Annotated in this window: 4 protein-coding genes and 1 tRNA gene; all 5 read right to left on the reverse strand. The window is 62.7% G+C overall.

Translation table 11 applies throughout. From position 1 onward, the window contains the following. Window positions 1-2,125 (reverse strand): valine--tRNA ligase (locus VDP82_RS13055; protein ID WP_323015283.1); only part of this gene is annotated, 2,125 nt, incomplete at its 3' end. Between the two features lie 128 nt (window positions 2,126-2,253). Continuing rightward, window positions 2,254-3,036 (reverse strand): DUF2497 domain-containing protein, encoded by a 783-nt coding sequence (locus tag VDP82_RS13060; RefSeq protein WP_323015284.1) that lies wholly within the window; start codon window positions 3,034-3,036, stop codon window positions 2,254-2,256. Window positions 3,037-3,248: 212 nt separating this feature from the next. Then, window positions 3,249-4,610 carry a TolC family outer membrane protein gene (locus VDP82_RS13065; protein WP_323015285.1) on the reverse strand — a complete coding sequence of 454 codons (1,362 nt, stop codon included), beginning with the start codon at window positions 4,608-4,610 and terminating at the stop codon, window positions 3,249-3,251. A 134-nt stretch (window positions 4,611-4,744) separates the two neighbouring features. Further along, a complete protein-coding gene (locus VDP82_RS13070; RefSeq protein WP_323015286.1) occupies window positions 4,745-5,401 on the reverse strand; it encodes a protein-L-isoaspartate O-methyltransferase in 657 nt (218 codons plus the stop codon). Window positions 5,402-5,532: 131 nt separating this feature from the next. Further along, window positions 5,533-5,606, reverse strand: a tRNA-Cys gene (locus tag VDP82_RS13075). Between the last annotated feature and the right edge of the window lie 16 nt (window positions 5,607-5,622).

Consider the following 5,622-nt stretch of genomic DNA (forward strand, 5'->3'; position numbering starts at 1 on the left):
GGGTTTCAGCTTTGGCGGCCTCGTCCTCACCATTGAAGACCGGCTTGGCGAATTCGACATACCAGTCGCAAAAGGTGCCCCAGACAAAATCATAGGCGGCATTGGCCGCTTCGTTGAACTTGTAATCCACGATGGCCTGCGTCACGGCGGCGGCGGCGCGCGCGGTGGCGCCAACGATCCAGCGGTTGAGCGGCAGGCGGTTGTCGCGCGGATCGAAGCCCTCTACGCGGCGACATTCGTTCATCTCCAGAAAGCGCGCGGCATTCCAGAGCTTGGTGACGAAATTTCGATAGCCTTCCACCCGCTGAATGGAGAGCTTCAGATCGCGCCCCTGCGCGGCCATGGCGGCCAAGGTGAAGCGGGTAGCGTCCGCCCCATACTGGTCGATGAGCTGAAGCGGGTCGATGACATTCCCCTTGGTCTTGCTCATCTTCTGGCCCTTCTCGTCGCGGACCAGGGCATGCATGTAAACCGTATGGAACGGCTCTTCCTTGAGGAATTCGAGCCCCATCATCATCATGCGGGCGACCCAGAAGAAGATGATGTCGAAGCCCGTCACCAACACGTCAGTGGGATAATAGCGGCGCAATTCGGCCGTATCGTCGGGCCAGCCCAGGGTCGAGAATGGCCAGAGGGCGGACGAAAACCAGGTGTCGAGCACATCAGGATCGCGCGTCAGGGCAACGGGTTTGCCGTAATGGGCATCGGCCAGCGCCTGTGCCTCGACCTCGTCATAGGCGACGAAGGCCTCGTTGCCCGGGCCGTACCAGGCCGGAATCTGGTGCCCCCACCAGAGCTGGCGCGAAATGCACCAGGGCTTGATGTTCTCCAGCCAGGCAAAATAGGTATTTTCGTATTGCTGGGGCACGAACTTGGTGCGCCCTTCTCGCACTGAGGCTAGTGCCGGCTGGGCCATCACGTCGGCCTTCACCCACCACTGGTCGGTGAGAAACGGCTCGATGACCACCAGCTTGGATTTTTCATCATGGGGAACCATGATCTTCTTGTCTTCGATATGGTCGAGGCCGCGGGCGGGGTTTTCTTCAGCCAGCGCCGCGAGGTCGGCGACGATGGCCTTGCGGGCCTCGAAGCGGTCGAGGCCGCGATATTTTTCCGGCACGAAGGCATCATCGACGATGGCGCCACGCGTGGTGAAGACGTTGATCTGCTCGAGATCGTGGCGGGCCCCGACCTCGAAGTCGTTGAAATCATGGGCGGGCGTAATCTTGACCGCGCCCGTGCCCAAAGCCGGATCGGCATAGGCGTCGGCAACGATGGGAATGCGGCGCCCCACCAGCGGCAGTGCGATATACTTGCCAATCAGGGAAGCATAACGCTCGTCTTCGGGGTGAACTGCAACGCCGCTATCACCCAGCATGGTCTCGGGACGAGTGGTGGCGACGACGACATAGTCCCGGGTTTCCCACTCGGTGGGCTTGCCTTCGTCGTCATGGGCAATGGGGAATTGATAGGTAACGCCATCGGCCAGCGGATAGCGCAAGTGCCACATATGGCCCTTGACCTCGATATTTTCGACCTCGAGGTCGGAAATGGCGGTCTCCAGCACCGGGTGCCAGTTCACCAGCCGCTTGGCGCGATAGATGAGTCCACGCTGGTGCAGCTCGACGAAAACCTTGGTGACCGCGCGCACCATCTGGTCGTCGGCAACACCGCGCTCGCCCATGGTGAAGCGCTCGCGCGAAAAATCGGCCGAAGCGCCCAGGCGCTTGAGCTGGTTCATGATGGTGCCGCCGCTTTCGGCCTTCCACTCCCAGACGCGTTCAATGAATTTCTCACGGCCCATCTCGCGGCGGCCCGGCTGCTGGCGCTCCATCAACTGACGCTCGACGATCATCTGCGTGGCGATGCCGGCATGGTCCGTGCCCGGCTGCCAGAGCACGTCCTTTTTCAGCATGCGGTTGAAACGCACCAGGATGTCCTGGATCGTGTTGTTGAGGGCATGGCCGATGTGAAGCGAGCCGGTCACATTGGGCGGCGGAATGACGATGGTGAAGGTTTCCGCCCCCGGAACAGCCCCTGCGCCGGCCGCAAAGGCATTTACCTTGAGCCAATCGGCATAGATGCGGGTTTCGACAGCGCCGGGCTCATAGGTTTTTTCAAGCATGGGGTCACTCACAACGGCACGCACCCGCCAGGGCGCGGGGCCTGGCGGGGCGAAAGGAAAACTGGCTGACTTCAAGCAAATGCGGAATGCGGGGTCAACTGGAAGTCGAGCCCCGCATCAACGGGAGATCACTCGCCGCGCGAAATACGGGCGATTTCCTTTTCCACGAGGCGCTCGACCACGGCAGGGAGGTTCTCGTCCAGCCACTCCTTGAGCATGGGGCGCAGCATGTCGCGCATAAGCGATTCGATGGTGGCGCCCGGGTTTCCGATACCCATGCCCTTAAGCCGGGTCATCGAGCCGCGCACCGCCGCACGGGTGGCCGGCTCAAGCAACTGGTCGGCCATGTCGCTGGTCAGCATCGGATCGGGAAGCGGCGCGGCCTCGGCAATGCTGGCCTGGGGAGCAAAAACCGGCTCCGCCTCCTGCTCGGGCTCAACCTCGACGAAGGGCGCAGGCTGAGGAGCCGGCTCGGGCTCGGGAGCGGAGAAGGTCATCGGCGGCGGATCGAAGGCCGGCAATTCTTCCTCCGGCTCGGGTTCGGGCTCCGCGATATCAAAGGAGATATCGTCCGGGTCGACCATGGCCGGGGCCTCGGCGGCGGAAGCCTTGCCCGTTTCGGTGTCGGCCAGAATCGAATCGAAACTGAAGCCTACCGCGTCGTCATCCTCACCCTTGTCCACGATCTGGGACGGCGAGAGCGCCAGTGGCTCGATATCCTCGAGCATGCTGGACAGATCGGCGTCGGCGGCATTGCCCAGTGAGCGGGCAGGCGCCGCCTGCATCGGGGGCGGCGCAGCCTGGATGGCGGGGCGGCGCGGCGCGCCGGCTGCATCGTCGTCGGCGATGATCTGTCGAATGGACGACAGGATTTCGTCCATCGAGGGTTCCTTGGGTGCCGGCTTGTTCATAAGTGCCTCTTACTCGTGCGCGCCCGTATCAGCTTGCGGCCTCCGCCATTGCGACCGACCTGATTCGTTAGCAACACCTTAACCGCGCCTGCCTCGATTAGGAATCACCGAGGAGGCAGAGATATGGATCTTCCACTAAAACTTGCAGCACTCTCAAAAAGAATTGCCCGGACGAGCCGGGCAATGAAAGCTTTGTAAGTATCGGCTTCGGCTTATTCGGCGACCGAACGCAGTTCCTGCCACACATCCTCGACCGCCTGGGTGTAGCGGGCGGCGGACTTGATTTCGACATTGAGACCAAGATCGGCGGCGGTCAGGCGTCCCATGGCGGCCAGCAGCGAGAAGGTCGCCACCACCTTGTTGGACGAGGCGGTGATGTAGCTTTCGCGCGCCGTGGTCAGGTCGGCCTGCGCATTGAGAACGTCCAGCGTGGTGCGGCTGCCGAGGTCGCGTTCCTGCACCACGCCATCGAGCACGGTGCGGCTGGCCGAGACGCTGGCATTGGTGGCCGAAATCTGCGCATCGGCGCTCTGGATGCCGGCCCAGGCCGCGATTACGGCGGCGCGCACCTGGTCATAGGCGGACATGGCGTCCACCTCGGATTTAATCTGCTCGATATTGGCCTTGCGCACGCTGGCCCCGATGGAGCCGCCTGAATAGAGCGGGACGGTGAAGGAGAAACCCAGGCTGCCGTTGAGGCCGCTGCCGCCGCGCACCGTGTTGTAGGAGGTACCCAAGCTGCCGGTAAGGGAGGCGCTGGGGCCGCCAGCGGCCTGGGCGGCGTCGACGCCAGCCTGGGCGGCGCGAATGGCCGCCTTGGACAGCATGATGGCCGGGTGGCCGATTTCGGCCTCGGAAATAGCGGCCTGGAGGCTAGCGGGAATGAGGCGGGCGAAATTGTGTCCGGCATCGAGATTGCCCGGCACGGCCCCGACATAACGCTGGAAAGTCGCCTGGCTGATCTCGAGGCTGCTCTGGGCCGCCCGATAGGTGGCCTCCCCCTGAGCCAGCCGCGCCTCGGCCTGGGCCACATCGATGCGTGTGCCCTCGCCCACTTCCAGCCGGTCCCTGGCCGACTGCAACTGGGCGCGGAAAAACGCCATATTCTCCTGGCGCAGCGCCACCATCTGGCGGTCGCTCAGCACGGACATATAGGCCTTGACCACTTCGAGCAGCACGTTCTGCTCGGTATTGCGGATCTGGTATTCCGCCGCTTCCGCGGCGGCCCTGGCGCCCTCGATCTGCGCTTCGGTCTTGAAGCTGTCGAAGATATTCTGGCGATAGGATAGGCCCGCCGTCCAGGTCTCGCTGTCGCTCCACTGATTGTTGGTAGCCATGCTGAAATCATAGCTGCCACCAAGCGAAGCGCCGATCACAGGGCGCTTGGCAGCCTGGGCAAGGGCAATGTTTTCTGCGGAAGCCTTGGCGCTCAACAACGCGGCCTGCAGGTCGGGAGCATGCTCATAGGCATTGGTGAGGGCCTGGGTGATGGACTGGGCCTGCGCGCCGCCCGCGGCTGGAATAGCGAGACCCAAGGCCAAAAGGCTGGCTACCAAATTATTGCGAAAGCCCATAAGCCCGCCTCCAAGATTACTAAACTTTAAGCGCGGGACACAAGGCGCACAACCGGCGAGCGCATCACATCCCTGCTCATACCATGAAAAATGCGCCCAAGTGCTCAATGAGCAACACCGGGGCGCAATTCAGATCAGAAGACGAAGCTTTCCGCCGCCGGCGCAGCAAAGAGCGCTGGCAGGTTGACATCGAATTCTTGCCGCGCCGTGACTTTTCCCTCGGCCTTGACGAATATATTGGCGATACCCACACCGCCGCTGCGAACCGGCGCAACGAGCCGCCCACCGTCATTGAGCGCCGCAAGGAGGGCCTGCGGCACGCTGTCGACCATGCCCTCGACAATGATCACGTCGAAGCGCGCCCTGCCCAAGGCCCCTGCATCGCCGGCAATCACGCGAGCATTGTCCAGACCGAGCGCGGTCAGATGCGCATTGGCCTCGGCCGCCAGCGCCGCATCGGCCTCCAGGCCCGTGACCTCTTCAGCAAGGCCGGCCAGCAGCGCCGGGCCATAACCGGTGCCCGCGCCGACATGCAGCACACTGTCGGATTCCAAAATATCAGCCAGTTGCAAGAGCCGCCCAAGAATGGCTGGCGAGGCCATGAAACGGCGCTTGGCGGGACTCCCGAGCCATTGGAAGTCATCGATATACGCCAAGGCGCGACGTGCCACGGGCACGAAAATTTCCCGCGGCACGACGCGCATGCGCGCCAGAACCCGCCGATCGAAAACGCCCGAGGTCCGCAGCTGGTTATCCACCATATGCGCCCGCGCACGCTCGAAATCCACCATCAGAATGCCCCCGACAGTCCCGTTCATATGACGGACGTGAATATAGGCGCTCCACCGCGCTGGCAAGATGGGCAAAGGCCACACCGCCAAAAATGGCGCGTTTCTGTCAGTTATTTAATGTAGCGGAAAGCTGGAGGCCTCGTCCGGAATCGAACCGGAGTACACGGATTTGCAATCCGCTGCGTAACCACTCCGCCACGAGGCCTCTCGGCGCCTGTACC

The organism is Devosia sp. (genome assembly GCF_034675085.1).
Taxonomy (GTDB): domain Bacteria; phylum Pseudomonadota; class Alphaproteobacteria; order Rhizobiales; family Devosiaceae; genus Devosia.